The organism is Nocardioides iriomotensis (genome assembly GCF_004168035.1).
GTDB classification, from domain to species: domain Bacteria; phylum Actinomycetota; class Actinomycetes; order Propionibacteriales; family Nocardioidaceae; genus Nocardioides_B; species Nocardioides_B iriomotensis.
In genome coordinates this window covers 499,441-524,691 of record NZ_SDPU01000020.1, presented here as the reverse complement: position 1 = coordinate 524,691, position 25,251 = coordinate 499,441, and the positions used below count along the sequence as shown (strand labels likewise).

Here is a 25,251-nt window from a genome sequence, read left to right as displayed (position 1 = left end):
GGCGCGCAGCCTATCCAGCCTCAGGCGCGTCACCGTGCTCGGCCCGGTAACGCTCCTCCAGCACCGCGCGCTCGGCCTTCTCGCGGTCGATCCTCGCGCCGAGGAAGTACGACGCCGCCCAGAGCGCGCCGAACACGGCGCCGAGGAAGAACATCATCGGCACCACGAGGCCGAGCGCGACGGACACGACCTGCACGCCCCAGCCGAGGGCGTAGCCGCCGCGGCGGCCGAGCATGCCGGCCGCCAGCAGGCACAGCACCGCCAGCCCGAGGCCGATGCCGAAGGACGCCGCGAAGCCGAGGTCGGTCACGCCGGTCATCACCAGGCCGGCGAGGAACAGCACGACCGCCTGCAGCGTGAGCATGCCGGCGCACATCGACCGCTGGATCGAGCGGGTCACTCGCCACCGTCCCGCCCACGGCCCTTGAGCAGCGTGCGCGCCTCACCGACGGTGACCACCGAACCGGTGACCAGCACGCCGCCCGAGCCGTAGACGCCCTCGGTCTCGGCGAGGCCCGCCGCGACGTCGATGGCGTCGACGAGGCGGGGCGCCACGTGCACCCGGTCCTGGCCGAAGATCCCGGCGGCGACCTCGGCGAGCTCCTCGGCGGGCATCGCCCGGTCCGTGGAGTTCTGGGTGACCACGACGTGCGCGAACGAGCTCTCGAACGCCGCCAGCACGCCTTCGTAGTCCTTGTCCGCCATCACGCCGACCACCCCGACGAGCGGGTTGAACGCGAACGAGTCCTCCAGCGCCGCCGCCGTCGCCTCGGCGCCGTGCGGGTTGTGCGCGGCGTCGAGCACGATCGTCGGGCTGCGCCGGATCACCTCGAGCCGGCCCGGCGACGTCACCTGCGCGAACGCCTCGCGCACCAGCTCGACGTCCAGCGGCTCGCTCGAGTCGGGTCCGTTGAACGCCTCCATCGCGGCCAGCGCGAGCGCGGCGTTCTGCGCCTGGTGGGCGCCGTACAGCGGCAGGAAGACCTCGTCGTACTCGCCGCGCAGGCCGCGCAGGGTGAGCATCTGCCCACCCACGGCGGCGACCCGGTAGGCGACGCCGAAGTCCTGGCCCTCGGCGAGCACCGTCGCGCCGACCTCGGCGGCGCGCTCGGCGATCACCGCGGCGACCTCGGGCTCCTGCTCCGCGACGACGACCGTGCTGCCGGGCTTGATGATCCCGGCCTTCTCGCGGGCGATCTCCTCGGGCCGGTCGCCGAGGTACTTGGCGTGGTCGACGGCGATCGGCGTGATCACCGCGACGGTGGCGTCGGCGACGTTGGTGGCGTCCCACGAGCCGCCCATGCCGACCTCGACCACGGCGACGTCGACGGGCGCGTCGGCGAACGCGGCATACGCCATCCCGACGACGGTCTCGAAGAACGACAGCGGGTGGTCGACGCCCGCGTCACCCTCGGCGAGGGTGAGGTACGGCGCGATGTCGTTGTAGGTCTCGAGGAAGCGCTGCTCGCTCAGCGGCTCGCCGTCGACGCTGATCCGCTCGGTCATCGACTCGACGTGCGGGCTGGTGAACCGGCCGGTGCGCAGGCCGGTCGCGCGCACGAGCGTGTCGATCATCCGCGACGTGCTGGTCTTGCCGTTGGTGCCGGTCAGGTGGATCACCGGGTAGGCGCGCTGCGGGTCGCCGAGCAGCTCGCACAGGGCGGCGATCCGGTCGAGGGTGGGGTCGAGCTTGGTCTCCGGCCAGCGGGCGAGCAGCTGCTGCTCGGCCTCGGCGTAGGACGCGGCCCCGGTGGCGGCAGAGGGGGTCTCGGACATCGGGGCGAGTCTACGGGCGTCCGCGTCGTCGAGCCTGTCGAGGCCACGCCGGCGCACGAAGGAGGAATGCCTTCGCAGCCACGCGGGCGCGAACCGTAGGATTCCGGGTTATGACGAACCAGCCCAGTCCGCGCGACCTGTCCGAGACGACCGCACCTCCCGCGGTCGTCGTACCGGACAAGCCCGCACTGGAGGGGCTGGAGGCCCGCTGGGTCGAGCGGTGGTCGACCGACGGGACCTACGCGTTCGACCGGAGCAAGACCCGCGACCAGGTCTACTCGATCGACACCCCGCCGCCGACCGTCTCGGGGTCGCTGCACGTCGGCCACGTGTTCTCCTACACGCACACCGACCTCGTCGCGCGCTTCCAGCGGATGCGCGGCAAGGAGGTCTTCTACCCGATCGGGTGGGACGACAACGGCCTGCCGACCGAGCGCCGGGTGCAGAACTACTACGGCGTGCGGTGCGACCCGACGCTGCCCTACGACGCCGACTTCACCCCGCCGGAGAAGCCTGACGCGAAGAAGCAGGTGCCGGTCAGCCGCCGCAACTTCATCGAGCTGTGCGACGAGCTGGTGCAGGAGGACGAGAAGGTCTTCGAGTCGCTGTGGCGGACCCTCGGTCTGTCGGTCGACTGGTCGCAGCAGTACACGACGATCGGCCGCCGGTCGCAGACGGCGTCGCAGCGCGCGTTCCTGCGCAACTACGCACGCGGCGAGGCCTACCTGCAGGAGTCTCCGACCCTGTGGGACGTCACCTTCCAGACCGCGGTCGCCCAGGCCGAGCTCGAGGCGCGTGACTACGCCGGCGCCTACCACCGGGTCGCGTTCCATCGTGCCGACGGGCAGCCGGTGCACATCGAGACCACCCGCCCGGAGCTGATCCCGGCGGTGGTCGCGCTCATCGCGCACCCCGACGACGAGCGCTACCAGCCGCTATTCGGCTCGACCGTCACCTCGCCGGTGTTCGGCGTCGAGATCCCTGTGCTGCCGCACGCCGCCGCCGAGATGGACAAGGGCGCCGGCATCGCGATGTGCTGCACGTTCGGCGACCTGACCGACGTGATGTGGTGGCGCGAGCTGCAGCTGCCGGTCCGCACGGTCATCGGCCGCGACGGCCGGCTGCACCGCGAGACGCCCGAGTGGCTGTCGTCCGAGCGGGCCGCGGCGGCGTACGCAGAGCTGGCGGGCAAGACCACGTTCAGCGCCCGCGAGGCGATGGTCGCGGCCCTGCGGGAGTCCGGCGACCTCGACGGCGAGCCGAAGCCCACGCAGCGCATGACGAACTTCTACGAGCGCGGCGAGAAGCCGCTGGAGATCGTCTCCACGCGCCAGTGGTACATCCGCAACGGCGGCCGGGACGCCGAGCTGCGCAAGGAGCTCATCGACCGCGGCGGCGAGATCGACTGGCACCCCGACTACATGCGGCACCGCTACACCAACTGGGTCGAGGGCCTCAACGGCGACTGGCTGATCAGCCGGCAGCGGTTCTTCGGCATCCCCTTCCCGGTCTGGTACCCGCTCGACGACGAGGGCGAGCCCGACTACGACCACCCGCTGCTGCCGGCCGAGGCCGAGCTGCCGGTGGACCCGTCGGCGCAGGCGCCGCGCGGCTACGACGAGGCGCAGCGCGGCAAGCCGGGCGGCTTCATCGGCGACCCCGACGTGATGGACACCTGGGCGACCTCGTCGCTGTCGCCGCAGATCATCTGCGGCTGGGAGGACGACCCCGACCTGTTCGAGCGGACGTTCCCGATGGACCTGCGCCCGCAGGGCCACGACATCATCCGCACCTGGCTGTTCGCCACGGTCGTCCGCGCGCACCACGAGAACGGCGTCATCCCCTGGGCGCACGCCGCGATCTCCGGCTTCGTCATGGACCCCGACCGCAAGAAGATGTCGAAGTCCAAGGGCAACGTCGTCGTCCCGACCGAGATCCTCGAGAAGTTCGGCTCCGACGCCGTGCGCTGGCGGGCCGCGATGTCGCGGCCGGGCCTCGACTCGCCGTTCGACGAGACCCAGATGAAGGTCGGCCGGCGGCTGGCGATGAAGGTGCTCAACGCCTCGAAGTTCGTCCTGGGCAGCGTCGGCGCCACCTCGCTGCAGCCGTCGCTGGTCAGCGAGCCCGTCGACTGCGCGATGCTCGGCGGGCTGGCGAACGTGATCGACAAGGCGACCGACGCGTTCGACGCCTACGACTACACGACGGCGCTCGAGGTCACGGAGAAGTTCTTCTGGGAGTTCTGCGACGACTACCTCGAGCTGGTCAAGGAGCGGGCGTACGGCGCGCGCGGTGACGACGCCGCCGCGTCGGCCAAGGCCGCGCTCGCGATCGCGCTGCACGCCCAGCTGCGGCTGCTCGCGCCCTTCCTGCCCTACGTGACCGAGGAGGTCTGGTCGTGGTGGCAGGAGGGCTCGATCCACCGGGCGTCCTGGCCGACCGTGACCGAGCTCGGCTCCGCGGCCTCCGCCGAGCCGTCCATGCTGGCCGCCGTCGCCGCGGTCCTCACCGGCGTCCGCGGCGCGAAGTCGCAGGCGAAGGTCAAGATGCGCACGGCGCTCTCGTCGGTCACGGTCACGGGGCCGTCCGCGCAGCTCGCCGCTGCCGCGAAGGCCACCGAGGACCTGAAGGCCTCCGGCAACATCGTCGGCGACCTAGCGTTCACCCCGACCGACGACGCCGAGATCGCCGTCGCCGCGGAGATCGCTCCGGAGGACGCCGGGGCCTGAGGCCCCACCCCGATTCGTCCGTGAAACTGCGTCCGTCTCACGCGGAGGCATCGCGGACGAATCGGGTTTGGCGCGTGAGACGGCGCCTTGTGGCGGTCGTCACGCATGCGATAGACCCGATGTAACCGGTTTCTGGACCGCTTCTCGGGAGGTTCCAATGCGCGGCGTCCGCTCGACCCTGCTCTCCGTGACCCTGCTCCTCGGCACGCTCGTGCTCGTGCCGCCCCTGCCGGCGTCGGGCGCGGCGAGCGACGGGCCGCCCCGCTTCGCCGGTCCGCGCGAGACACCGTTCTTCTGCGAGTCGGCCGAGTTCCGCACCGCTGACGGGTCGATGCTCCCGCCGGCGACCGGGCCGGAGTGCGCCGTACCCACGGAGACGGACTACGTCTACCGCACCACCGGCGGTGGCTGGACTCCCCTGCCGGCCGACAAGCCGCGGCCGGCCGACCTGGCCTGGACCGACGTCGGGGGCGAGCGGGTGCCGTTCATCGTGCGGGTGCAGACCGGCACGGCCGACCGCGGCATCTACGAGATCGCCGTGCTCGACGACCCGAGCGACGGCGTGGAGCCGGACGCGACGACGCCCTCCCCCGGCTGGAACGAGCGGCTCGTCTACACGTTCGGCGGCGGCTGCCGCGGCGGCTGGTACCGCCAGGGTCCCGGCACCGGCGGCGTGCTGGTCCCCTCGATGCTGGAGCGTGGGTTCGCGGTGGCGTCGAGCTCGCTCAACGTCTTCGGCCACAGCTGCGACGACCTGCTCGCCGCCGAGGTGATGGCGCAGACCAAGCACGTCTTCGAGCAGGACTTCGGCGCGCCGCGCTGGACGATCGGCTGGGGCTGCTCGGGCGGCAGCTACCAGGGCCACCAGATCGCCGACAACTACCCCGGCCTGCTCGACGGCGTGATCGCGGGCTGCTCGTTCCCGGACGTCGGGTTCGGGACGTCGCAGATGCTGTTCGACAGCCGGGTGCTGAAGAACTGGTTCGACGCCCACCCCGGGTCGTTCACCAGCGCGCAGCAGCAGGCCGTCGCGGGCTTCGGCGTGCCCAACGCGCTGGCGTCGATGAGCGACGGCGCGAAGCGGCTCGACCCCGACGCCGAGTTCGACGGCTCGGTGCCGCCGGAGGTGCGGTACGACGCCGCGACCAACCCGACCGGCGCCCGCGGCACCGTCTGGGACCACGGCCGCAACACCTACGGCGTCGACCCGGCGACCGGGTTCGCGCGGATCCCGAGCGACAACACCGGCGTGCAGTACGGCCTGCAGGCCTGGCGCGACGGCGCGATCACCGCCGACCAGTTCCTCGACCTCAACGCCGGAGTCGGTGGGCTCGACGTCGACGCGAACCCGACCGCGAGCCGGACCACGGCGGACCCGGTGGCGCGGCACAACGCGTACGCCACCGGCCGCATGCTGTACGGCGGCAACGGGCTGGGCGACGTACCCCTGATCGACTACCGCGCCTACACCGACCAGCAGAGCGGCGGCGACATCCACATGCGCTACCAGTCGTTCAGCACCCGGGCGCGGCTGGTCGCGGCGAACGGCGACGCCGGCAACCAGGTGATGCTGACCGAGAGCGACGCGCGGGGCCTCTTCGACTCCGAGGCGCCGGTGATGACCTACGCGCTCGACGCGATGGACGAGTGGATCGCCAACGTCCGCCGGGACACGCGCCCCGGCTCCGCGCACGCCCGGGTCGCGCGCAGCAGGCCGGCGCACCTCGTCGACTCGTGCTGGACGCGCGACGGGGAGCGGGTCCGCGAGCGGCAGGTCTACCGCGGCGACACGCGCTGCAACCGGCTCTACCCGTCCTACGCCTCGCCGCGCATCGTCGCCGGCGGCCCGGTCGCGAGCAACGTGATCACCTGTCGCACCACCGCGCCGACCCGCTCGACGTACCCGACGACGACGGACGCCCAGTGGGCCCGCCTGCGCGAGGTGTTCGCGGGCGGGGTGTGCGACTACGGCCGGAAGGGTGTGGACCAGGCACCGCCCGACGGCACCTGGCTGGAGTTCACCGCGCCCGGCGTCTGGACGCGCTGACCCGACCCGATTCGTCCGCAATCGCTTCGCGTGCAACGCACGCCGTTCTGCGGACGAATCGGGGTCGGGTCGCACCTGTGGACGACGGCCGACGCCGCTGCGCCGGTCGGTGGACGATGCCGTCATGCCCACGTCCCGACGCCTCCCCGATTCGTCCGCGGACGCGTCGCCTGGCGACCCCGCGCTGTGGCGGACGAATCGGTACCCAGAGCTGCGTGACGCCGCCACTCGTCAGCTCGGCGTCCTCTCACGCGCCCAGCTGCGCGATCGCGGTTGGACCCGCCACCGGGTCGACGCCGAGCTGATGGCAGGTCGGTGGACAGCGGCCGCCCCCACGGTCGTCGCTCTGCAGAACGCCGCGCTGACCCGCGCGCAGCGCATGTGGCTCGGGGTCCTCCACGCCGGTCCGCTGTCCGCGCTCAGCCACATCACGGCGTGCGAGGTGGCCGGGCTGCGGTGGACGGTCGACCCGGTGATCCACGTGATCACCGCAAAGAGCGACGAGGTGTCGAAGCTGCCGGGATTCCACTTCAGGCAGACCCGCCGGCACTACCGCGACTGGATCGAGCGCGACTCGGCTCTGCCGCGTCTGCGGGTCCCGCACGCGGCGCTGCTCACTGCCGAACGCGACCGCTATCTTCGCCGCGCCATCGGTCTGCTGGCCGCCACCGTCCAGCAGGGCTTGGCGACCCCTGACGAGCTGCTGCTCGGCATCGACCAGATCCGCAAGCTGCGCCACGGGCGCACGTTCGCACTGACACTCGGCGACATCGCCGGAGGGGCCGAGTCGTTCGCCGAGATCGACATCGCCCGACGGTGCGAGGACGCGGGACTCGAGGCCCCGACGCGTCAGCGCATGCGTCGCGACGCAACCGGCCGGTGGCGCTTCCTCGACTGCGAGTGGGTGCTGCCCGACGGGCGGGTGCTCGTGCTGGAGATCGACGGGTCGTTCCACATGCGCAGTGACCACTGGTGGCGCGACATGCGCCGCGAGCGTGCCGTCGTGCTGACCGGACGCGCCGTCCTCCGATGCGCGAGCGTGGAGCTCCGCCTCGATCCGTCGGGCATCATCGACGACCTCCGGCAGTTCGGCGTACCGACCCGATTCGTCCGCAACCGCTCCGCGTAGGACGACCGCAGTTTCGCGGACGAATCGGGGTTGTCAGCCCGGAGGGCGCTGCAGCCAGGCCTCGAAGGCGTCGAAGTGGTAGGGGCGGCCGAGGAAGTCGGCGACGAGGTCGGCGGCGTCCTTGCTGCCGCCGGCGGCGAGGATCCGGTCGCGGTAGCGGTGCGCGACGGTGGTGTCGAACATGTCGTCGGGGTCGAAGGCCGAGAACAGGTCCTTGGCGATGACCAGGCTCCACATGTACGTGTAGTAGCCCGAGCCGTAGCCGTGCAGATGGCCGAACGACGTGTGGAAGTGCGTGTCGGGGACGTAGCCGAAGAGGTCGTACTTCGCCTGCAGCTCGACCATCAGCGCGGTGAGGTCGGCGGGCACCCGCTGGTGCAGGTAGTACGACGTCGCGGCGTAGAACATCTGGGTGCGGGCGTAGTAGCCCTTGCCGAACTCGTTGGCGGCGCGCATCTTGGCGACCAGCTCGGCGGGGATCGGCGCGCCGGACGCGTCGGTGGCGAACGTCTTCAGCACGTCGTGGTCCCAGGCCCACTCCTCGAGCATCTGGCTGGGCGCCTCGACGAAGTCCCACTCGGTCGCCACGCCGCTGAACCGGGCCCAGTCGTGGCCGCCGGCGAGCACGTGGTGGACGAGGTGGCCGAACTCGTGGAACAGCGTGACCACGTGGTCGTGCTCCATGAGCTGCTTGGAGAAGTTGCAGACCAGCACGCCCTGCGGCAGCTGCCGGCCGCGGATGCCCGGGACGAGGTCGAACTGCGCGGCGTGGGAGTACTTCCCCGGGCGCGGGTGCAGGTCGAGGTGGATCCGGCCGAGCCGCTCGCCGTCGCGGAGCACGTCGTACGTCGCCACGTCCTCGTGCCAGACGGGCACGTCGACCGGGACGTACTCGATGCCGAACAGCCGGCCGGTCACGTCCAGCAGGCCGGCGCGGACCTTCTGGAAGTCGAAGTAGGTGCGGACGAGCTGGGCGTCGACGTCGAAGTTCTCGCGCCGGATCACCTCGGCGTAGAACGACCCGTCGCGACCGTCGACCGCGGTGGCGTCGGGGTGGTCCTGCTGGAGCCGGGCGAGCAGCACCGCGACGTCACGCCGGCCGGGCGCCTCGGCCGCGTCGGCGATCCGGTCGATGAACTCCGGGATCGCCGAGCCCTTCCCGATCATCTTGACCTCGGCGTCGTACGACGGCCAGTCGGCGTAGCCGAGCAGCCGGGCCTGCTCGGCGCGGAGGGTGAGCAGCTCCTCGAGCACGCCGTCGTTCTCGGGCCAGGCGCGGTTGCGGAACTCGTGGAGCAGCGCGGCCCGGGCGTCGCGGTCGGTCGCGAACGTCATGAACGGGACGTAGTCGGGGTACTCCGTCGTGATCGTCACCTGACCGTCGTCACCGGGTGCGTGCGCCTCGACGTAGTCGGCCGGCAGCCCGTCGAGCCGGCCCGGGTCGAGGCTGATCGTGAGGACGCTGTTGCGGATGTTCTTGGAGAACTCCTGACCGACCTCGGTCTGCCGCTCCGACAGCTCCTTGAGCCGCGCTCGTACGTCGTCGTCCTGGTCGACACCGGCGCGGCGGAAGTCGCGCAGGGTCAGGGTGAGTACCCGGCGGCCGGCGTCGTCGAGCCCCTGCGGGTCGACGGCGTCGAGCACCTCGTACAGCTCACGGTCGAGCCCGATCTCGGTGAGCAGCTTCGACGCGGCCTGCTCCGCCGCCTCGGCGCGGTTGCGGACGGCCTCGTCGGGGTGCACGTTCGACATCAGCGACGCGACCGCGAAGGCGTTGCCGAGCGCGATGTTGACGTCGTTCCACAGCTCCAGCGCCGAGCCCTCGTGGCCGCCGGCCTTGATGGTGGCGACCAGCTCGGCCGCGCGGGCGAGCTCGGTGTCGGTCCGGTCGGCGACCCACGCCTCCGCGTCGCTCTCGGGCAGGGTCAGGGGGCTGAGGTTCGAGTCCGTCACGCGGCGAGCCTAGTCACGGCACGCCCCCGAGCCAACGCGATTGAAGACGCGGCTCGCGCCGGAAGTCGCGTCAGGCGGACTTCTTCTTCTTGGCCTCGGGCTCGCGCGGGATCAGCGTCGGGTTGACGTTGTCGGAGACGACCTCACCGGTGACGACGACCTTGGCGACGTCCTCGCGGGACGGCACGTCGTACATCACGTTGAGGAGGACCTCCTCGATGATCGCGCGGAGGCCACGGGCCCCGGTGCCGCGCATCATCGCGAGGTCGGCGACGGCCTCGATGGCGTCGTCGCTGAACTCGAGCTCGACGCCGTCGAGGTCGAACAGCTTCTGGTACTGCTTCACCAGCGCGTTGCGCGGCTCGGTGAGGATCTGGACCAGCGCCTCGCGGTTGAGCTTGTCGACGGTCGCGATGACCGGGAGGCGGCCGATGAACTCGGGGATCAGGCCGAACTTCAGCAGGTCCTCGGGCATGACCTCGGAGAAGATCTTGTCCATGTCGCGCTCGATCTTCGAGGGCGGCTCGGCGCCGAAGCCGAGGGTCTTCTTGCCGATCCGCTGCTCGACGATGTGCTCGAGGCCGGAGAAGGCACCACCCACGATGAACAGGATGTTGGTGGTGTCGATCTGGATGAACTCCTGGTGGGGGTGCTTGCGGCCCCCCTGCGGCGGGACGGAGGCGGTCGTGCCCTCGAGGATCTTGAGCAGCGCCTGCTGGACGCCCTCGCCGGAGACGTCGCGGGTGATCGAGGGGTTCTCCGCCTTGCGGGCCACCTTGTCGATCTCGTCGATGTAGATGATCCCGGTCTCGGCCTTCTTGACGTCGTAGTCGGCGGCCTGGATCAGCTTGAGCAGGATGTTCTCGACGTCCTCGCCGACGTAGCCGGCCTCGGTGAGCGCGGTCGCGTCGGCGATCGCGAACGGGACGTTGAGCATCCGGGCCATCGTCTGGGCGAGGTAGGTCTTGCCGCAGCCGGTCGGGCCGATGACCAGGATGTTGGACTTGGCGAGCTCGACGAGCTCGTCCTTGCCGTGCCGCTGGCTGCCAGCGGAGACGCCGGCCTGGACCCGCTTGTAGTGGTTGTAGACGGCCACGGCGAGCGACTTCTTCGCGGTCTCCTGGCCGATGACGTAGGAGTTGAGGAACTCGAAGATCTCGCGCGGCTTCGGCAGCTCCTCGAGGCCGACCTCGGTCCCCTCGCTGAGCTCCTCCTCGATGATCTCGTTGCAGAGGTCGATGCACTCGTCGCAGATGTAGACGCCGGGGCCGGCGATGAGCTTCTTCACCTGCTTCTGGCTCTTCCCGCAGAACGAGCATTTCAGCAGGTCGCCACCGTCACCGATGCGTGCCACAGGTGAGACTCCTCACGACTCGAGCCGGGCCGCGGCCTTGCCGCGGGGCCGGGGGCGGAACTGCGCCCCACCGGCTGGGTTGCGTTTGTACGTCGAACTCGAAGGTACCCCGTCGCGCCCCCAAATGGGACAGGACACGGCGAGTCGCCGGGCCGACCCGGTCCGGCCCGCGGGGGACGCGGTCCGGACCGGCTCGGACGGGTCAGATCTGGGCCGGCTGGCCCTTCAGCGACTCCAGCACGGTGTCGATCAGGCCGTACTCGACGGCGGCGGCCGCGGTGAGGATCTTGTCCCGCTCGATGTCCGCGCTGACCTCCTCCGGAGTCTTGCCGCTGTGCTCGGCGAGCATCGACTCGAGCAGCTCGCGCATGCGCAGGATCTCGTTGGCCTGGATCTCGATGTCGGAGCTCTGGCCGTAGGTGCCCTCGGTGTAGGGCTGGTGGATCAGGATCCGGCTGTTGGGCAGCGCCCGGCGCTTGCCGGGCGTGCCGGCGGCCAGGAGCACGGCGGCCGCGGAGGCGGCCTGGCCCAGGCAGACGGTCTCGACGTCGGGCTTGAGGAACCGCATCGTGTCGTAGATCGCCGTCATCGCGGTGAACGAGCCACCGGGCGAGTTGATGTAGATGCTGATGTCCCGGTCGGGGTCCATCGACTGCAGGCAGAGCAGCTGGGCCATCACCGCGTTGGCGATGTCGTCGCTGATCGGCGTGCCGAGGAAGATGATCCGCTCCTCGAACAGCTTGGCGTAGGGGTCGATGCGGCGGAAGCCGTAGGACGTCCGCTCCTCCCACTGAGGGATGTAGTAGTTCATGTCGGCACTCGCGTGCGCCGGGGCGCGGCCCGTGAGGCCGGGGATGTTGGTCGCAGTCATCGCGCGTCCCCTCAGTTCTCGTGGGCCGGACGGCCCTGGTCGGCGACCTGGCCGGCGTTCGCGACGACCTTGTCGATGAAGCCGTACTCCAGCGCCTGGTCGGCGGTGAACCAGCGGTCGCGGTCGGCGTCCTGCTCGACCTGCTCGAGCGGCTGGCCGGTGTGCTCGCTGATCAGCTTGAAGAGCACCGCCTTGATGTGCAGCGACTGCTGGGCCTGGATCTTGATGTCGGAGGCCGAGCCGCCCATGCCGCCCGAGGGCTGGTGCATCATGATCCGCGCGTGCGGCAGGGCGTAGCGCTTGCCCTTCGCGCCGGCGCAGAGCAGGAACTGGCCCATCGACGCGGCCAGGCCCATGCCCACGGTGGCCACGTCGTTGGAGATGTAGTTCATGGTGTCGTAGATCGCCATACCGGCGTCGACCGAGCCACCCGGGCTGTTGATGTACAGGAAGATGTCGGCCTTCGGGTCCTCGGCGTTGAGCAGCAGCATCTGCGCGCAGATCGCGTTGGCGTTCTGGTCGCGTACCTCGGAGCCGAGGAACACGATGCGCTCCTTGAGGAGCCGCTGGTAGATGTGGTCGTCGAGCCCGTAGGACTGTCCGGCCCCGTTCATCTGCGGAGTCGTCTCGATGTCGGTCACGCACCCGACCCTAGCCGCAACCCTCCGCCCAGCCACGGGGTATCCGGCCTTGTTCGCCAACAGCGGACGAGCGCCCACGTAGGGTGCGGCGGGTGACCCGCCCGCCCGCGCCGCTCCGCCTCCGGCCTGCCGTTCGCGTCGTCCTCGTGGACCCCGACGAGCGGGTGCTGTCGATGCGCTGGATGCTCGCCGACGGGGACAGCGTGTGGGGCATGCCGGGCGGCGGCATCGAACCCGGCGAGACCCACGTGGACGCCGTACGGCGGGAGCTGCGCGAGGAGGTCGGGCTCGACCTGGAGCCTGCGGAGATCGGCCCGTGCGTCGCGCACCGGACGCACGTGTTCGACATCGGGGAGCCGTGGGACGGCCAGGAGGAGTGGTTCTACCTGGCCCGGGTGCCGGCGTTCGAGCCACGCGGCGAGCTCGACGACGACGCGCTGGCCGCCGAGGGCATCGTCGAGGTGCGCTGGCAGACGCCGGCCGAGCTGCACGCGATCCCCACCGACGGACCGCTGCGGCTGCGCGCCGGTGCGGCCGCCTTCACCGAGCGGCTGGTCCGCGACGGCCACCCCGCCTCCCCCGTCGAGCTCGACTTCTGAGCGACGGGAACGACGAACGGCGCCGGGAGTCCCTGACTCCCGGCGCCGTCCGGTCTCTCAGGCACCCGCCGGGGGACGGCGGATGCCGGGTCTCACTTCTTCGACACCCTGATCTTCATCGTGGTGCCGTTCTGCTCCTGGATCTTGATCTCGGTGCCGGTGTTCGGCACCTTGACGCTGGCCGCGGGCTGCGCGGCGTCCCAGTAGGACTTGCTGTCCAGGAAGGTCGGCTGCGGCGCCTGGCCCCGGATGTAGTTGGCCTGGCCGTTCACGTGCAGCGTGAACGAGTCCGACTTCTCCAGCGAGAACGGCATGTCGTAGCCGGCGACGCGCGGACGCCAGAGCTGGCCGTCCAGGCGCACCAGCGGACGCGGGTTGGCGTCGATCGGCAGGATCAGCCCCTCACCCGGGTGGGTGCTGGTGTTGTTGTCCGACTGCGAGGTGTCGTAGTAGGAGATCAGCAGGCCGTCCTGGTACGGGAACCGCTCGACCCAGTCCGGCTTGGTGTTGAGGAAGCCGAAGTTGTACGGGCCGGACTGCAGGTACTTGTCGAACGACACGTAGTCGCGGTGCGACGCGAGGTAGTAGTTGTCGTACTGCTGCGTGACGGACGAGCCGACCGACGAGAAGCCGTTCAGGGTCCAGCCGTTCGGGCTGGTCTCGGCGCCGTCGGCGAGGACCGTCGTGCTGCCCGAGGTGACCTTCAGGTCGTCGGCGAAGAGGCCCGGCACGAGCGCCGGGTCGTTGCCCTGCACGCCGCCGTCGGTGACGTAGCGGAGGCGCAGGCCGATCGTCTTGCCGGCGTACGCCGACAGGTCGTAGGTCACGGGGACCCACTTGCCGTCGGTGTCACCGTCGACGCCGTTGTTCACGGCCGGGTCGGTGCCCGTGCCCGGGACGCTCTTCCAGCCGCTGCCGTCGTCGACCTCGACGTAGTAGTAGTCGAAGCCCTCCTCGATGCTGTAGTTCGCCTGGAAGGACAGTGCCGCGGAGGGACCGGCGGGCAGCGCCACCTGGCGGGCCATCGAGGCGGTGTAGTCGTCGGCCGTGCCGCTCCACCAGGACTTGGCCCCGGCGTACGGCGTCACCAGCGGCGAGGTGACCGCCTTCTTCGGCAGCACGACGACGGCGGCCTGCGCCTTGTCGGTGTTGTACTCGTGCGGGCCGATCTCCAGCGACCGGTTCTGCGACGGCAGCATGGTCTCGTAGTCGAGCCACCCCAGCATCAGCTTGTCCCACGCGCCGAGGTCCGCGGCGCGGGTGCCGAGGGCGTCGTCGTTCGGGCCGTCGACGCGGCTCTGCGCCATCAGCGACCAGTAGTTGACGCTGTTCTCGCCGCCGGCGGTGTCGTAGAGGTCCGGCAGGCCGAGGTCGTGGCCGTACTCGTGGGCGAACACGCTCATCCCGCCATTCTCCGGCTGGATGGTGTAGTCGCCGACCCAGATGCCGCTGTCACCGATCTGGGAGCCGCCCAGGCCGTGCTGGCCGCCGGTGCCGATCGGGGTGGTCTGGGTGTACCAGCGGTGCGACCAGATGGCGTCCTCGCCCTGGATCGGGTCGCCGTCGGCCTCGTCGCCGCCGGCGTGCACGATCTGGAAGTGGTCGATGTAGCCGTCGGGCTCGTTGAAGTTGCCGTTGCCGTTGTAGTCGTAGCGGTCCCACTGGTCGAACGTCGCGAGGTCGGCCTTCACCTGCTCGGGTGTCTTGCCCGCCGCGATCTGAGCGTCCCACCAGGTGTTGACGGCATCCTGCACGAGGTTCCACGTGTTTTGGCAGACGTGGCCCGAGCACACGGCCGGGTCGTTGCCATTGGTGGCGGGGTTGTCGCTGGAGCGGCCGTAGCGCGCCTCGTTGTAGCGGACCTTGACCCAGTCGGTCACGGTGCCGGCGATCGAGTAGCGGCCCGAGGACTGGCGCTCGTAGTACTGCTTGACCGACTCGTGCTCGGCGCCGGCGCCCTCGGCGCCGCCCTCACCGAAGTAGAGGTCCTGGTAGTGCTGCCGGCTGTAGTCCGGCTGCCAGACCGTCGAGTTGTCCTGGGTGCGGTCGGGCTGCGGGATCGCGTTGCGCGCCGGACCGTTGAAGGTCGTCGGGCCGGGGATGCTCGGCTCGAGGTCCTTGTCGGGGTACGACGGGTGCCGCTCGTTGCCGAACTCGGCGAGCACCACGAAGATCCGGTCGGTCTTCTCCCGGCCGAGCTCGACGTACTGCGAGTCCGTGCTCGCGGCCGCGGTGGTCGTGCCGGCGGCGTTCACGGCCGTGGGGCTCTTGACGTTGCTCACCTTGACGACGGTGCTGCCGTTGCGCCGCACCGGCGTGGCCTCGCCGTTCAGCACCTGGGTGAGCGCCTCCTCGCGCAGGGCGCGGCGCTTCTCCTCCAGCGGGTTGGGCAGCTCGTGCCCGGCGACCTCGTCGGGGTGGTCGGCGGTGACGGCCGGAGACTTCATGATGGGCGAGGCGTTGGCCGTGACAGCGGGTGCTCCGAGGGTTGTCCCCAGACCCGCAGCCAGGACCAGGCTCAACAGCCCGGCTGACTTCTTGCGCACAGTTCCTCCGTGGAATCAGCGATCGTGTCGCATCTGCGCAGCCAGAGAGGTCGGGAGGCTCAGCACCGTGGACCCGTGGACCACGACGAAGCGTTGCGGACCACGGGGTCGGAGGACCGGGTCCACGCCGAGAGACGCGCAGGGACGACCCGAGACTCACCTTGTTGCGCGGCCGCGACTTGCGGCCGACCGGAGTCAAACCCGGGGGGCGAATCCAGGCAAGACCGGACGAAGCGCCAGAGACCTCACATTTGTGCAGTGCAGAAACATGCACGGCACCGCGTCCGCTGACCGGACGATCCGCGGGTCCGCCGGCTAGCGCTCCACAGGATCCACGGCCGCGGCCGCCGCAGGCCGAGAGTCCTCCACCACCCGCTTGATCCGCGTCAGGGTGGCGGCGATCCCCGCCGCAAGCTCGCGGTCGTGTCCCTCCGCGCCGCCGATGATCGGTGCGAGCAGGGTGGTGCCGACCGTGAAGGCCGGCAGGTCGCGGCGACCGGTCAGCCGCGTGCGCCGGCCCTCGTCGAGCGCCTCCAGCCGGTAGCTCCACGTCGCGCCGCTCTCGCGGGTGCGCCACGCCACGGCTCGTTCCTCGTCGAGCACGGTCACCGTCGAGGTCGTGGGCCACGCGACGAGCCCGCGTCGGTTGAGCCCGACGAGCGTGCTGCCGACCCGGGGACGGCCGCCGCCGACGACGTACAGGCGGCGGAGCTCGGGGCTGAGCTCCGGCATCCGGAGCAGGTCGCCGACGACCGCCCAGACGGCGTGGGGCGGTGCGTCGACCTCGACGGTCGACTCGATCGGCAGCGGTGTGGGCACAGTGGGATCCTCCGGGTCAGGCGAGCCAGTCGCGGAGGGCGGCGTCGACCTCCGGGTGGTTGAGCAGGTCGAAGTGGTCCCCGTGGACGTGCAGCACGTCGGCCTCGGGGAACAGCGGGCGACCACGCCGCGGGCGGCCGGTCGCCGAGGGGAACCGCACCAGCATGTCGCCGAAGACGGCGCTGACGGGGTGTCGCGGCGAGCGGGCCAGCGTGGCGGCGACGAGGCGGTAGCGGGCGTGCGGCAGGTGCTGCAGGTCCGGTGCGAGACCGCCGCGCAGGTCGAGGATGCCGACGGAGCGGTACTCCAGGATCCGCGCGAACGGCGCGGACTCCGGGAGGACGCCGAGCGCGCGGGCGCCCGCGTGGACCGTGCGCTCCAGCGGGGCGCCCAGGTGCGGGGTGCCGAGCGTGACGACGTCGGTGACCAGCTTCGCCCACGGCTTGCGCGCCTCGGTGCGCACCGCGCAGGCGGCCCGGACGATCAGCCCGCCCATCGAGTGCCCGACGAGGGCGATCCGTCGCACCCGGACCGGCCAGGCGGCCACCAGGTCGTCGAGCAGCGACGCGAGCGCGACGCCGTTGGCGCTGATCGGCAGTCCGGTGTTGGCGCGCAGCACGACCGGCGACCAGGCGCCGTCGCGGGCGATCCGGTCGGCGTAGCTGCCGCCCCGCTCGTCGGCGTCCCGCCGCCAGGAGTCGTCACTCTCCCCCAGCCCGTGCAGGAAGACGACGACCTGGTCCGTCGCGTTCGGGTACGCCGCCGCCAGGGACGCGCGGTCGCACGGGACGTCGCGGCCCTCGACGCGCACGGACATCGTGATCGCGAGGTCCGGGGCGTCGTCGACGAGCCGGTCGCCGATCAGGCCGTTGACCGCGGAGACCAGAAGGCGGCCGCGCGGCGAGGCGTCGAGCCGCCCGCCCCAGCCGCGCTGGTCGGCGGCGCGCAGGGCCCGGGAGGTGAGCGCGAGGCCGGCGCCGACACCGGCGTACACGGTCCACGACACGGGTCCCGTCCCCGCGCCGGGAGCGCGTCCGCTGAGCCGGCGCACGCGGCGGGCGACGGCACCGTGCACGTCGCGGACGGTGCCGACGACGAGCTCGTCGGCGACGTCGGCGGCGAGCGCCGCGGCGCCGAGCAGGCCGGGTGACCCCGTCGCGGAGGGCATCCGCCGATGATGGGTGACATACCCGCGGTATGTCAACGCCGTGGCTACGGTTCGGACATGCACGACATCGTCCTCGTCGGGGTCGTCGACGCCCGCGGCCGGCTGCTCATGCAGGAGCGCGACGAGCACGCGCCGATCGACCCCGACCGGTGGAGCCTCCCCGGGGGCGGCATCGAGCCGGGCGAGACACCCTCGGCGGCGGCCGTCCGCGAGCTGGCCGAGGAGACCGGGCTGACCGGGCTGCCGCTGACGCTGCTCGCGACCCGGGTGCTGCCCTGCGAGGTCGACGGGGGCGAGGACCGCGTGAGCGTCTTCGCCGTCGCCACCGACGCCACCGACGACGACGTGGTGTGCGGCGAGGGCCGGCAGATGGTGTTCGTCGACCGCGACGCCGTGCCCGGCCTGGACCTCACCCACGTGACGCGCGACGTGCTCGCGCTCGTGCTCGCCGCGCACCCCTAGAACGGCGGCAGCCCCCGCCGGGGGCGGGGGCTGCAGCGCGTCGTGCGGGGGGGATCAGGCCTCGGCCTTCTCCTCGGTCGCCTCGCCGGCCTCGTCGACCTGCTCGGCCTCGTCGGCGGCGGCCTCGTCGGCCGGGTCACCGATGGTGCCGTCGGGACGGAGCAGCTTGAGCTCGACGTGGTTGCCGGAGGCGTCGGTCACGGTGGCGGACTCGACGATCAGGGCGAGCGCCTTGCCGCGGACGACCTCGGCCACCATCTCCGGGATGTGGTTGTGCTCCAGCATGTGCTGGATGAACTCCTGCGGGTTCTGGCCGGACTGCTGCGCGCGGCGCATCAGGTGCTCCTGGAGCTCGCCCTCGTTGACGGCGATCTCCTCCTTCTTGGCGACCTGGTCGAGCACGAACTGCGCGGCGACGGCGTCGCGGACCCGCTTCTCGAGGTCGGCCTCGAACTCGTCGACGGTCTGCTCCTCGGAGTCGAGGTACTGCTCCATCGTCATGCCGGCGAACGCGAGCTGCTGGGTGACCGAGTCGCGGCGGGCCTGGAGCTCGGCGTCGACGACGGCCTCGGGAAGCGGCACCTCGACGAGGTCGAGGATCTTCTCGAGGACGGCGTCGCGGGCCTCGGCGGCCTGCTCGAGGCGCTTGCCGTTGGCGAGGCGGGTGCGAACGTCGTCGCGCAGCTCGTCGACGGTGTCGAACTCCGAGGCGGTCTGGGCGAAGTCGTCGTCGAGCTCGGGGAGCTCCTGCTCCTTGACGGAGGTGACCTTGACCTCGACCTCGACGTCCTCGCCCTTGGCGTCGCCGCCGACCAGCTGGGAGGAGAACGTGGTGTCGGCGCCCGGCTCGAGACCGGTGAGCGCCTCGTCGAGGCCGTCGAGCATGCCGCCCTTGCCGACCTGGTAGCTCATCCCGCTGACCTCGGCGCCCTCGACGACCTCGCCGTCCTTGCGGGCGACCAGGTCGAGGGTGACGAAGTCGCCGTCGGCGGCGGCGCGCTCGACCTCGGTGAGGGTCGCGAAGCGCTCGCGGAGGTTCTGCACCTGGGCGTCGACGTCCTCGTCGGTGACGGCGACGTCCTCGACCGAGACCTCGAGGCCCTGGTAGTCGGGCAGCTCGACCTCGGGACGCACGTCCACCTCGGCCGTGAACTCGAGGGTGTCGTTGTCCTCGAGCCGGGTGATGTCGATCTCCGGCTGGGCGAGCGGCTCGAGCTCGTTGGCCTGGAGCGCGTCGACGTACAGCTTGGGCAGCGCGCTGTTGATCGCCTCGTCGAGCACCGCGCCACGGCCGACCTGGCGGTCGATGACCATCGGGGGCACCTTGCCGCGGCGGAAGCCGGGGACGTTGATCTGCTGGGCGATCTTCTTGTACGCCGCGTCGAGGCTCGGCTTGAGCTCCTCGAAGGGCACCTCGACGGTGAGCTTGGCCCGCGTGGGGCTCAGAGTCTCGACGGCGCTCTTCACAGGTGGTACTCCTCGTTCGGGGGAACAGCTTCGGTTGACGTGCTCGGACGTGCTGGGACGTGCGGGCGAGCGCCGATCGCTCGGCGGTGTGCTGCACGCGGTGTCGGGGCGACAGGACTCGAACCTGCGATCTCCTGCTCCCAAAGCAGGCGCGCTAGCCACTACGCTACGCCCCGCGGTCGGCCCCTCCAGGGGCCCCGGGCAGTCTAGAGGACACGCGGTGCACGTCCGAAATCGCCGTCGCAGCCGGACGGCCGGGCCGGGCCGCGTCGCGTGGTGCGCGTGTCATCGGCTGGTGCGCCGTGTGACAGAATGGGCGCGCTCTTCCGCACGGGTCTCGAGACCCGCGGAGCGCACGCGGATGTAGCTCAATGGTAGAGCCCTAGTCTTCCAAACTAGCTACGCGGGTTCGATTCCCGTCATCCGCTCCACGTCCCCCGTACGCCGGTCGGGCCGGCCTTCGAGCCGGCCGGTGAGCGGCGTCAGCGGCGGTGCAGCAGGAACAGCGCGCGGTCGTCGTTCATCGAGTCGTTCTGCACGATCAGCCGCCGGGCGCCGCCCTCGAAGCCGCTGCGCAGCAGCCGCTCTCCCTGGCCGAGCAGCTTGTCGATGCCGAGCGAGATGTCCCGCGTGGGTGTCTCGACCAGGCCGTCGGTGAACATCAGCAGAGCGTCGCCCTTGTTGAGCGTGCCGGTGACCGTGGTGAACTCGGCGTCGGACATCAGGCCGAGGATCGGTCCCTCGGCCTCGTGGACGGCCCAGCGGCCCGAGCCGGCCTTCATCTGCACGGCCGGCGGGTGGCCGGCGGAGCGGATCTCGAACTGCCCGGTGGCGAGGTCGAGCGACATGTGCACCGCGGTGGCGAAGCCCTCGCTCCAGTCCTGCCGGAGGAGGTAGTCGTTGGCGGCCGGGAGGAAGTTGGTGGCCGGCATCGAACCGAGCAGCCCGCCGAAGGCGCCGGACAGCAGCAGCGCGCGGGTGCCGGCCTGCTCGCCCTTGCCGGACACGTCGACGACCGCGACCTCGAAGTGCCGTCCGTCGCGCGAGAGCGAGGCGACCATGAAGTCGCCGGCGAACGACGAGGCGCCGGCCGAGCGGGTGACCGCCTCGGCGTACCAGCCCTCGGGGAGGTTCGGGATGTGGCCCTGCTTGGTGATCCGGTCCCGGAGGTCGACCAGCATCGACTCGCTGCGGGCGCCGGCGACGCCGAGCTGCGACCGGCGGAACGAGGACACGAGGATGATCAGGCCCACCGCGAACGAGACGACGACCCCGCCGACGCGGCGGCCGTCGAGCTGGTCGTTGGCCGTGGCCGCGACGACGATGACCATCACGCCGAGCACGTAGACCACGAACCACGGGAGGGTGCGCGGGTTGAGGGCGCTGCTGGCGAGCACCATCGGGATCATCAGCGAGGTGACCGGCACGACGTCGCTGCGCCACAGGGCGAACCCGAGCAGCAGGGTCACCAGCCCGAGGAACAGCAGCCAGGTGACCTCGGCGTTGCGGTAGCGCCGCAGCACCAGGCTCCACCGTCGCGACAGCGCCTGGCGTACGGGCACGGACGACAGGCGGTCGGATGCGGGGGCTGCGACCACGGTTGAACCATAGTGGCCACGCGGGTGCGACACGCTGGTTTCGCCCGGTGGCCCCGCAGCCGTCCGGGTCAGCGGGACGCGCGGGAGCGGAAGCGCGGCTGGCACCGCGGGCACCAGAACAGGTTGCGCCCCTCCAGCACCTCGGTGCGGACCTTGGCACCGCAGACCAGGCAGGGCAGGCCGTGCCGCCGGTAGACGTAGACCTCGCCGCCGTGGTCGTCGACGCGCGGCGGCCGCCCCATCGCCTCGGGCGTGTGCTCGGGCCGGACGGTGTCGATGCGCCCGGTGCGGACGCCCTCGTGCATCAGCGTCACCAGGTCGTCCCACATCGCCTGGAACTGGCCGCGCCGCAGCGTGTTGCCCGGCCGGTGCGGGTGCATCCGGTGCCGGTAGAGCAGCTCGGCGCGGTACACGTTGCCGACACCGGCAAGCACGCCCTGGTCCATCAGCAGCGCGCCGATCGGCTTGCGGCTGCGGCTGACCTTGGCCCAGGCGGCGGTCCAGTCGGCGTCGTCGCGCAGCGGATCGGGACCGAGCCTGTCGAGCACGGCCTGGCGCTGCTCGGCGGTGAGCAGGGCGCACGTCGTCGCGCCGCGCAGGTCGCCGTACGACGCCGGCGGCTCGACGCTCTCCAGCCGCAGGCGTACGGCGCCCACCGGAGGAGGCGCGGGCCCGTCGGCCAGGTCGAGCTGCCCGATCAGGCCGAGGTGCACGTGCACGAAGCGGCCGGCGTCGAACTCGACGAACAGCTGCTTGCCCCACGCCTGCGCGTCGAGAAGCGTCGTGCCGTCGATCAGCCGGGCGGCGTCGGCGAACCGGCCCTGGGGCGAGGAGGCGCGCACGGGGCGGCCGCCAAACCGGTCCCGCAGGCCGCCGGCGAGGCGGTGCAGGGTGTGGCCCTCGGGCACGGGCGGCCGCTCAGCCCTGGTCCGGACCGTGCCCGAGCGCCGAGGCGGGCAACGGCGGCAGGTTGCCGGTCTTCTCGTAGTCGGCGAGCATCCCGATCCGGCGGACGTGCCGCTCCTCGCCGGTGAACTCGGTGCCCAGGAAGACCTCCACGAACCGGGTCATGTCCTCGACCGTGTGCATCCGGCCGCCGACCGAGATGACGTTGGCGTCGTTGTGCTCGCGGGCGAGCACGGCGGTCTCCTCGCTCCAGACGAGGGCCGAGCGCACGCCCTTCACCTTGTTGGCCGCCATCTGCTCGCCGTTGCCGGACCCGCCGACCACCACCCCGAGGGCGCTCACGCCGTCCTGCTGGTCGGCGGCGACCGCCTCGGCGGCCCGGAGGCAGAACACCGGGTAGTCGTCGACGGCGTCGTAGACGAAGGGCCCGTGGTCGACGGCCTCGTGACCGTGATCGGCGAGCCAGTTGAGGAGGTGCTCCTTGAGCTCGAGGCCGGCGTGGTCGGAGCCGAGGTGAACGCGCATGGCCGGGATTCTCGCACCCGGGGTCGTCGATTCCGTCCGGGCCCGTCCGTCATCGGGGTGGAAGACTCACCCCACCGAGAGAGGAACCACCCATGACCAAGTCGACGACCTGCGCGGCCCTGCCGGCCGAGCGCGGGCACTCCGGCGACCCGGGCCAGGCCCGGTGAGGTACGTCGTCCTCCTGACCGAGACCGAGCCGGAGGCGTGGGACCACGCGACCGAGGCGGAGCGGCAGGCGGTGCTGGTGGCGCACCGGGCCTTCGACGACGAGGTGGCGCGCCGCGGCGAGGTCCTCGGCGGCCGCGCGCTCGACCGGTCCGACACCGCGACCACGCTCCGGTCCGTCGACGGCACCTGGACGGTCACCGACGGCCCGTTCGCCGAGTCGGCCGAGCAGCTCGGCGGCTTCTACGTGGTCGACATGCCGGACCTCGACGCGATGATCGCGGCGGCCAGGCTGCTGCCGACGGGCTACACGATCGAGATCCGTCCCGTCGTCGACGTCCCGGACTACTGAGCGGACCCGGTCGGAACGTGACGGCGCTCCTCGACGAGGTCTGGCACGACCACTGGGGCCGGCTGCTGGCCCTGCTGGTCGCGCAGTACCGGCGGCTCGACCTGGCCGAGGACGCCCTCGCCGACGCGTTCGAGGCGGCGGCGCGCACGTGGGGCGACGAGCCGCCGCGCAACCCGCCGGCGTGGCTGCTCACCACCGCGCGGCGCAAGGCCGTCGACCGGCTGCGCGCCGAGGCGATCGCCGCGCGCAAGCAGCCGCTGCTGGTCGTCGACGCGCGCACCCAGGAGGAGGCGGAGCGGCACATGGCCGATCCCGGCGAGCCCGTGCTCGACGAGCGCCTGCGCCTCGTGCTGATGTGCGCGCACCCCTCGCTCGCACCGGAGTCGGCGGCCGCGCTCACCCTGCGGCTGGTCCTCGGCGTGGCCACCGACGACGTCGCCCGGCTGTTCCTGGTGCCCCGGGCGACGATGGCGGCGCGGCTGACCCGGGCGCGCAAGAAGCTCGCGGCGACGGGCGTGCCCTTCGCGGTGCCCGGTCCCGACGACCTGGCCGCGCGGGTCCCGGTCGTGGCGCACGTGGCCTACCTCGCCTTCACCGCGGGCTACGCGCCGACCTCCGGCGACCAGCCGCTGCGGGCCGACCTCGCGGGCGAGGCGGTCCGGCTGGTGCGCGTCGTGCGCGAGGTGCTCCCCCGCGGCCCGGTGCTCGACGCGCTGCTGGCGCTCGTGCTGCTCCAGCACTCCCGCCGCGACGCGCGGGTGGGGCCCGACGGCGGCCTCGTGCTGCTGCCCGACCAGGACCGCTCGCGCTGGCGGCACGACGAGATCGCGGAGGCGCTGGCCCTGCTCACCCCGTGGGTCGCGGACGCACCGGCCGGGACGCCGTACCTCCTGGAGGCGCTGATCGCCGCCGAGCACGCCGTCGCGCCGACGGCGGAGGACACGGCGTGGCCACGGATCGCCGAGCTGTACGCCGAGCTGGAGGCGGTCACGGGCTCGCCGGTCGTCCGGCTCAACCGCGCGGTGGCCGTCGCGGAGGCGGAGGGACCGCTCGCCGGGCTGGCGCTGCTGGACGGGCTCGGCCTGCCCGGCAGCCACCGGCTCCCGTCGGTGCGGGCGGAGCTGCTGGCGCGGGCGGGCCGGGACGACGAGGCGCGGGCGGCGTACGACGAGGCGCTGGCGCTGTGCGGAAACGAGGTCGAGCGGCAGCACCTGGCCGCGCGGCGGTCAGCCCTCGAGGGTGGCGCGTAGGAACCTCGCGGCCTCGGCCAGCGCCTCCTCCGCGGCGTCGAAGGCCTGCGGGTGCCGCCAGAACCCGTGCACCATGCCGGGGTAGAGCGTCGTGCTGACGGTGCCGCCCGCCTCGGCGACCAGTCGGGCCAGCTCGACGTCCTCGCCGGCCAGCACGTCGTGCTCGGCCACCTGCACCAGGGTGGGCGGCAGGGTGCCGAGCCGGTCGGAGCGCAGTGGCGCGAGGTCGGGGTGGGACAGGTCGTCGGGGGTGGCGGCGTACTGCTGCCAGTACCAGGCGCACTCGTCGGCGGCCAGGCTCGCCAGCGACTCGGAGGCGTACGACGCCGCGGCCGCCTCGGGGTCGAGGAACGGGTAGACGAGCACGGCGGCCGCGAACAGCTGCGGGTTGCGCAGCGCGGCGACCAGCGCGAGGTTGCCGCCCGCGCTGTCGCCGATCACCGCCAGCCGGGTCGGGTCGACGCCCCACGACGCGCCCTGGGTGACGAACCAGGCGACAGCCGTGTCGACGTCGTCGGGCGCGGCCGGGAAGCGGTGCTCGGGCGGACGGCGGTAGTCGACGGCCAGCACGGCCATCCCGGTGCGGTTGGCGAGCCGGCGCGACTGGCCGTCGTGGGTGTCGAGGTCGCCGAACACGAAGCCGCCGCCGTGCACGAACACCAGCCCGCCCAGCTGGGCCGGCGTCCCGGTCTCGGGCACGTAGAGCCGGCAGCGCACGCCGTCGGCGTCGACGTCGACGACCTGCCCCACCGTCTCCCGGGGCTCCTCGGCCGCCACCGCGACCGCCTCGGCGCGCAGCCGGGCGATCTCAGCGGCACCGAAGCGGGGGTCCGTCACGTGCGGGCCGGCCGCCCACTGGGCGAGGACCGCCTCGGCCTGCGGGTGCAGCGCCAC

Annotated in this window: 21 protein-coding genes and 2 tRNA genes; 8 read left to right on the top strand and 15 right to left on the bottom strand. The window is 71.9% G+C overall.

What is annotated here, in order from left to right; genetic code table 11:
- Positions 1-10 precede the first annotated feature (10 nt).
- Complete coding sequence (locus ETU37_RS09185; RefSeq protein ID WP_240755637.1) at positions 11-400, bottom strand: DUF4233 domain-containing protein; 390 nt, start codon at positions 398-400, stop codon at positions 11-13.
- Entirely contained in the window at positions 397-1,776 is a 1,380-nt protein-coding gene (locus tag ETU37_RS09180; protein ID WP_129986900.1) for a bifunctional folylpolyglutamate synthase/dihydrofolate synthase, read from the bottom strand. Before ETU37_RS09180 ends, ETU37_RS09185 begins: the two co-directional genes overlap by 4 nt.
- 110 nt (positions 1,777-1,886) lie before the next feature.
- On the opposite strand from ETU37_RS09180, the gene valS reads away from it, so the two are divergent.
- The 3 genes from valS to ETU37_RS09165 all read left to right on the top strand — a co-directional run bounded on the left by valS (position 1,887) and on the right by ETU37_RS09165 (position 7,681).
- Positions 1,887-4,505: a valine--tRNA ligase gene (gene valS, locus ETU37_RS09175; RefSeq protein ID WP_129986899.1), complete on the top strand. Its 2,619-nt coding sequence runs from the start codon at positions 1,887-1,889 to the stop codon at positions 4,503-4,505.
- A 187-nt stretch (positions 4,506-4,692) separates the two neighbouring features.
- Positions 4,693-6,552 (top strand): DUF6351 family protein, encoded by a 1,860-nt coding sequence (locus tag ETU37_RS09170; protein ID WP_129986898.1) that lies wholly within the window; start codon positions 4,693-4,695, stop codon positions 6,550-6,552.
- A 124-nt stretch (positions 6,553-6,676) separates the two neighbouring features.
- Positions 6,677-7,681 carry a PDDEXK family nuclease gene (locus ETU37_RS09165; RefSeq protein ID WP_129986897.1) on the top strand — a complete coding sequence of 335 codons (1,005 nt, stop codon included), beginning with the start codon at positions 6,677-6,679 and terminating at the stop codon, positions 7,679-7,681.
- A gap of 33 nt (positions 7,682-7,714) precedes the next feature.
- Here the strand turns inward: ETU37_RS09165 and ETU37_RS09160 are convergent, their stop codons facing one another.
- From ETU37_RS09160 to ETU37_RS09145, 4 genes are all read right to left on the bottom strand, one after another.
- On the bottom strand, positions 7,715-9,634 hold the full coding sequence (locus ETU37_RS09160; RefSeq protein ID WP_129986896.1) for a M3 family metallopeptidase: 1,920 nt from the start codon (positions 9,632-9,634) through the stop codon (positions 7,715-7,717).
- 70 nt (positions 9,635-9,704) lie between these two features.
- Complete coding sequence (clpX, locus tag ETU37_RS09155; RefSeq protein WP_129986895.1) at positions 9,705-10,988, bottom strand: ATP-dependent Clp protease ATP-binding subunit ClpX; 1,284 nt, start codon at positions 10,986-10,988, stop codon at positions 9,705-9,707.
- 202 nt (positions 10,989-11,190) lie between these two features.
- On the bottom strand, positions 11,191-11,799 hold the full coding sequence (locus ETU37_RS09150) for an ATP-dependent Clp protease proteolytic subunit (protein ID WP_129986989.1): 609 nt from the start codon (positions 11,797-11,799) through the stop codon (positions 11,191-11,193).
- A gap of 71 nt (positions 11,800-11,870) precedes the next feature.
- Complete coding sequence (locus ETU37_RS09145; protein ID WP_129986988.1) at positions 11,871-12,473, bottom strand: ATP-dependent Clp protease proteolytic subunit; 603 nt, start codon at positions 12,471-12,473, stop codon at positions 11,871-11,873.
- Between the two features lie 119 nt (positions 12,474-12,592).
- Between ETU37_RS09145 and ETU37_RS09140 the strand changes: the two genes are divergently transcribed.
- Positions 12,593-13,099 carry an NUDIX hydrolase gene (locus ETU37_RS09140; protein ID WP_165372467.1) on the top strand — a complete coding sequence of 169 codons (507 nt, stop codon included), beginning with the start codon at positions 12,593-12,595 and terminating at the stop codon, positions 13,097-13,099.
- A 92-nt stretch (positions 13,100-13,191) separates the two neighbouring features.
- Here the strand turns inward: ETU37_RS09140 and ETU37_RS09135 are convergent, their stop codons facing one another.
- The 3 genes from ETU37_RS09135 to ETU37_RS09125 form a co-directional block, all read right to left on the bottom strand.
- Complete coding sequence (locus tag ETU37_RS09135) at positions 13,192-15,546, bottom strand: immune inhibitor A domain-containing protein (protein ID WP_240755636.1); 2,355 nt, start codon at positions 15,544-15,546, stop codon at positions 13,192-13,194.
- Between the two features lie 414 nt (positions 15,547-15,960).
- Positions 15,961-16,464 carry an SRPBCC family protein gene (locus ETU37_RS09130; protein WP_165372466.1) on the bottom strand — a complete coding sequence of 168 codons (504 nt, stop codon included), beginning with the start codon at positions 16,462-16,464 and terminating at the stop codon, positions 15,961-15,963.
- A 16-nt stretch (positions 16,465-16,480) separates the two neighbouring features.
- The gene (locus ETU37_RS09125) at positions 16,481-17,632 is read right to left on the bottom strand and encodes a lipase family alpha/beta hydrolase (RefSeq protein ID WP_129986891.1); all 1,152 of its coding nucleotides are present in this window, start codon (positions 17,630-17,632) and stop codon (positions 16,481-16,483) included.
- A gap of 57 nt (positions 17,633-17,689) precedes the next feature.
- Between ETU37_RS09125 and ETU37_RS09120 the strand changes: the two genes are divergently transcribed.
- The gene (locus ETU37_RS09120; RefSeq protein ID WP_165372465.1) at positions 17,690-18,094 is read left to right on the top strand and encodes an NUDIX domain-containing protein; all 405 of its coding nucleotides are present in this window, start codon (positions 17,690-17,692) and stop codon (positions 18,092-18,094) included.
- A 54-nt stretch (positions 18,095-18,148) separates the two neighbouring features.
- On the opposite strand, the gene tig is transcribed toward ETU37_RS09120, so the two are convergent.
- Together tig and ETU37_RS09110 are read right to left on the bottom strand one after the other, a co-directional pair.
- Positions 18,149-19,561 (bottom strand): trigger factor, encoded by a 1,413-nt coding sequence (tig, locus tag ETU37_RS09115; RefSeq protein WP_165372464.1) that lies wholly within the window; start codon positions 19,559-19,561, stop codon positions 18,149-18,151.
- A 103-nt stretch (positions 19,562-19,664) separates the two neighbouring features.
- Positions 19,665-19,737 (bottom strand) — tRNA-Pro (locus ETU37_RS09110).
- 181 nt (positions 19,738-19,918) lie between these two features.
- On the opposite strand from ETU37_RS09110, the gene ETU37_RS09105 reads away from it, so the two are divergent.
- Positions 19,919-19,992 (top strand) — tRNA-Gly (locus ETU37_RS09105).
- A gap of 51 nt (positions 19,993-20,043) precedes the next feature.
- Here ETU37_RS09105 and ETU37_RS09100 read toward each other — a convergent pair.
- From ETU37_RS09100 to ETU37_RS09090, 3 genes are all read right to left on the bottom strand, one after another.
- Positions 20,044-21,159, bottom strand: coding sequence for a PP2C family protein-serine/threonine phosphatase (locus ETU37_RS09100; RefSeq protein ID WP_240755635.1), 1,116 nt, complete (start codon positions 21,157-21,159; stop codon positions 20,044-20,046).
- A 68-nt stretch (positions 21,160-21,227) separates the two neighbouring features.
- Positions 21,228-22,067 (bottom strand): Fpg/Nei family DNA glycosylase, encoded by an 840-nt coding sequence (locus tag ETU37_RS09095; RefSeq protein WP_129986889.1) that lies wholly within the window; start codon positions 22,065-22,067, stop codon positions 21,228-21,230.
- 10 nt (positions 22,068-22,077) lie between these two features.
- Positions 22,078-22,590 (bottom strand): ribose-5-phosphate isomerase, encoded by a 513-nt coding sequence (locus tag ETU37_RS09090; protein WP_129986888.1) that lies wholly within the window; start codon positions 22,588-22,590, stop codon positions 22,078-22,080.
- 163 nt (positions 22,591-22,753) lie between these two features.
- Between ETU37_RS09090 and ETU37_RS09085 the strand changes: the two genes are divergently transcribed.
- Together ETU37_RS09085 and ETU37_RS09080 are read left to right on the top strand one after the other, a co-directional pair.
- Positions 22,754-23,107, top strand: coding sequence for a YciI family protein (locus tag ETU37_RS09085; protein WP_165372463.1), 354 nt, complete (start codon positions 22,754-22,756; stop codon positions 23,105-23,107).
- Between the two features lie 17 nt (positions 23,108-23,124).
- Complete coding sequence (locus tag ETU37_RS09080) at positions 23,125-24,357, top strand: RNA polymerase sigma factor (RefSeq protein WP_129986886.1); 1,233 nt, start codon at positions 23,125-23,127, stop codon at positions 24,355-24,357.
- Here ETU37_RS09080 and ETU37_RS09075 read toward each other — a convergent pair.
- Positions 24,334-25,251: an alpha/beta hydrolase gene (locus ETU37_RS09075; protein WP_240755634.1), complete on the bottom strand. Its 918-nt coding sequence runs from the start codon at positions 25,249-25,251 to the stop codon at positions 24,334-24,336. The genes ETU37_RS09080 and ETU37_RS09075 overlap by 24 nt on opposite strands.